Source organism: Vibrio sp. (assembly GCF_984391705.1).
In genome coordinates, this window is record NZ_CFHWOM010000119.1 from 1 (window position 1) to 3,434 (window position 3,434).

The 3,434-nt window shown below is 43.0% G+C and carries 3 protein-coding genes; all 3 read right to left on the reverse strand.

Features of this window, described 5'->3' with window-relative positions; translation table 11 throughout:
• A partial coding sequence (locus AC4MRV_RS21655; RefSeq protein ID WP_491189345.1) for a M48 family metallopeptidase occupies positions 1-1,292 on the reverse strand: 1,292 nt, incomplete at its 3' end.
• A complete protein-coding gene (locus tag AC4MRV_RS21660) occupies positions 1,292-1,669 on the reverse strand; it encodes a hypothetical protein (RefSeq protein WP_150869901.1) in 378 nt (125 codons plus the stop codon). The genes AC4MRV_RS21660 and AC4MRV_RS21655, both read right to left, overlap by 1 nt.
• A gap of 31 nt (positions 1,670-1,700) precedes the next feature.
• Entirely contained in the window at positions 1,701-3,107 is a 1,407-nt protein-coding gene (locus tag AC4MRV_RS21665; protein WP_491189346.1) for a CHASE2 domain-containing protein, read from the reverse strand.
• Between the last annotated feature and the right edge of the window lie 327 nt (positions 3,108-3,434).

Below are 3,434 nucleotides of genomic sequence, written 5' to 3' on the forward strand. Positions count from 1 at the left end.
TAATCCCAGTTTTTGATGAGAGCTAGATTTTGTAGTGCTTTTGCATCTAGGTTTTGTGCCTTACGTACGCCATAAAACGCTAATCTCGGATACGCATGGTTTTTTGTTGGCCCCGAGACAGCTTTTCTCGCAAGCTTTTCGGCGGTTTTTACATCACCAAATTCAAGAGCTTTAAAGGCTTCTGATGCATGCCAGTAGTTTTCTTGAATTTGTTTTCCTTTACCCGCTTTCACCACTTTTTCAAACTGTTCTGAAGTAAGGTGCCTCTTACGTTCTTTGCGGTACTCACGTTTTACGTAAGATGCCAGATCTTTTTTACGTTCGATTGGTGAAGCATGGCGTGCAGAAAAGCTCTGTAAAAGTTGAGTGCCCGCTTCGTTGGCTGCCAAATAACCAAGGTTGCTCCACTTGTTGTCGCTTGATAAGTGTTTGCCTGCATCACTCGCAAGACTCACAAAGCTCTGGAATTCTTGTTTTTTCGCTTTCAATTGAGCTTCTGTGAATTTTTGACTGCTGTCTAATCGCTCTAGAACGGGAGAGAATGCCCTCGGGCTGTAACCGGCTTTAACTAACAGGTCCATTCCTAGCAAATCCGCTTCATCCTCATCATTTCGGCTCATCGAAGAGCTTATAACGTCTCGACTTAAGCGGTTAATGGTTAAGCCAGTTCGGTAAGAATCTTGAATTAGGCTCTTAGTCGAGCTTTTGTTTTGGCTCGTTACTCTATAGCCATTGGCTGTCTTCTCTGTTTTCATGTCTGTAATAACTGCAGTACTCATCGCTATATTTGCGGTTTTACTGACAAGGGCGCTTTGCTTAGCAAAGTACTCATTGGTCTCATTGTGCTTGAGCAGTATGTGGGATAGCTCATGAGCGATAATGAATGCGATTTCATCTTCAGATTCAGCATCGGCCAAAACACCTTGAGTGATGACGATAGTGTTAGGAGTCGCGTACGCTGAGTAATTACGATCAGATGAAACCAGTATCGAGATGTCCTTGTCTACGGGTTGGTTCCACTGTTTGAGGATTTTAGCCAAGATACCTTCAAGGTATTTGTTCACATACGGGTTAGCGATGAGGTCTTTATCCGCTGCCGCACGAGTATTAATCGCATTCGCAAACTCAGTGCTTGCCGTATTATTCGTTTTAGGCGCGTTTGTCTCACCAAGATGTTGGTCGATGTATTTACCATCAAAAGACTCGTATTTGCTTCCAACCAGATTGTTAATACTGTCGACGGCACACCCAGACATTAGTAGTGGCGCAGCTAGCCAAAATAGTTTTTTCATTAGTTGCAGCCCTCACCTAGACCAAGGGTAGCGTACGTGCCGCTGTCGCTTTTGGCGCTAATAGTTTGACTACTACACACCACGCTTGCTACCGCTGTTTTGTTTAGTTGAACTTCAATTTGATCAAACCATTTCTCTTGGCCATCAATTTTAACCATTACCATCTGTTCCGCGCGGTCATAGTTTTCAACAATAAGCGCATTCTTGCTTGGGTCAGGTAATGTTTTTGAAGGGACGTCAGCACATTCATTGTTTTTGTCGCACACCCAAACGTTGTCGACCAAAAATTCAATGATCTTTACGTGGTCTTGTGCCAGGACGGAAGCAGCGGGAAAGCTAAGTGATAAGCCTAAAACTAACGTTGATAACGGTCTCATAAATGTTCCTTATTTACTGAATGTTATGTGTTTATTGTGTTTTTCTTAGTTTATGTTTTGTGGTTCTTGCGAATAGATAAACTTTTTCCTTGTAGGACTGGAGTTTTGGTTTGCAAGCTTCGAATATGAAGAAGAAAAAGATGGGTAGATCGATAAAAATAATCAGAACTAACCCATACCAATTAGGTGCGCCAACGTTGAGAACAAAGTGAGATATGGCGATTGAAACGGCGATAACGGCGATGATTATCAGCATCGGGACGAAAGCGCCCCACAGCTTCTGTTTTTCATCAAAATTTTGATTTTCCTGTTGCTCTAGGAAGTTAAATCGAAACCAAATCACCAGAAATAGAACAATGGTTTGTACTGAGATCTCTATCATGTCTGCAATGCTAAGGTTGAATAACCCTGCATCGTCAGGAGATCGCCAATACTCATTCCCGAGCGTCACTAAGTTGTCGAGTGCCATAGCATGAAAATAGACGCCAGGTAGTGTGCCATGTACCGGTGACACGACTAGATCAACGCCTCCTGTCACATGGTAGCCAACTAGGACCATTTTTCCCTGAATGGCTCGTTTAAGTTCGGGAGAGCCGGCAGCGCCAGGTGCGCTAAGTTTTGAGGCGGCGATAGTGAGAAAAGGAGGGCAGCGTTTTCTTAACGTGGTATCGACATCATTCTCGTCTTGTATGCCTTGAGTAAGGCTAACGACAAGCAGTTCTTTTAATTGCTGCCATTGGCTAGAGTGCTCACCACATTCGAACCCAAGTGGAAAAAACGACTCTTGATTACTGGCGTGCTTGTTGCTCCATTGAACAATGACAGCATCATCCATATTGCCGATAGATGATGCATCACACAGAGTGTCGCGATTACACCAATCTTTGTACATGGCAGCGGCAACCGTGTTCATTTTTTTGTTGTTCCAAGGAACGGAGAGAGGGTAGTAACGTCCTTCGCCACTCCAAGACACGGCAGCAAGCTGAGAGACATTCGCGATTTTATGTCTCAGAGATTCGGGGTCATTTAGTCTTTGTTCAGTGTCATAGTGAGTATTGCTGGCCATGAAAATGGGGAACTTCTGACTATCGAGAGTCCGCAGCCACCGGTTAAGGTTATCTGAGTGCTCATGATGTTGAAGAATATCGTAGAACATAGACTGTGGTTCAAAGCGCGCAATTGTCTTAAGTAGGCGAGCGAGATTTCGGTAGCTGACGGGGTAAGTATTGGTGGAATCGATATATTGGTCGTCGATCAATACCACAACAATCTCATCAGAAACGGTTTCGCTAAAGAAGGGGGACCACAACCTCAAAATATGGTCTTCGTAGTGATCTTCGGCTGAGTTCCTAATCCCAAGAGGGTCGACAATGAATACAGCCAATATCAAACTTGTTGTGATCAGGGCTTTAATGAAGATTTCGAAACTAAAAGACATTAATCAACAACCAATGAATCCATAAATAAGCAATATGTGGGTAAACAACTCGTTGCAATATTGTTCAAAAATAGCACTGCTAATGGTGTATTTATGGGAGCGGTATCACAAAGGGATGGCGTATTGATAAGTGAGACAATAAGTGAATGATGAGTCTCACTTTGTGCATATTTTACTGATTTTTTTGTCAGCTATTTAATCGTATTAGATGGGATCAATTAGGTTGGATTGCGATATAATCACCAGCTTAGCCACGATATTGTGGGCTCATTATAATTTTAAGGTAAGTTTTGAAGATGCCACACCACAACATTAAATTTATCGCTG

Bases quoted from the DNA above. Each gene is read 5' to 3' on its own strand.
- AC4MRV_RS21660 (WP_150869901.1), bottom strand. From the start codon at position 1,669: ATGAGACCGTTATCAACGTTAGTTTTAGGCTTATCACTTAGCTTTCCC.
- AC4MRV_RS21665 (WP_491189346.1), bottom strand. From the start codon at position 3,107: ATGTCTTTTAGTTTCGAAATCTTCATTAAAGCCCTGATCACAACAAGT.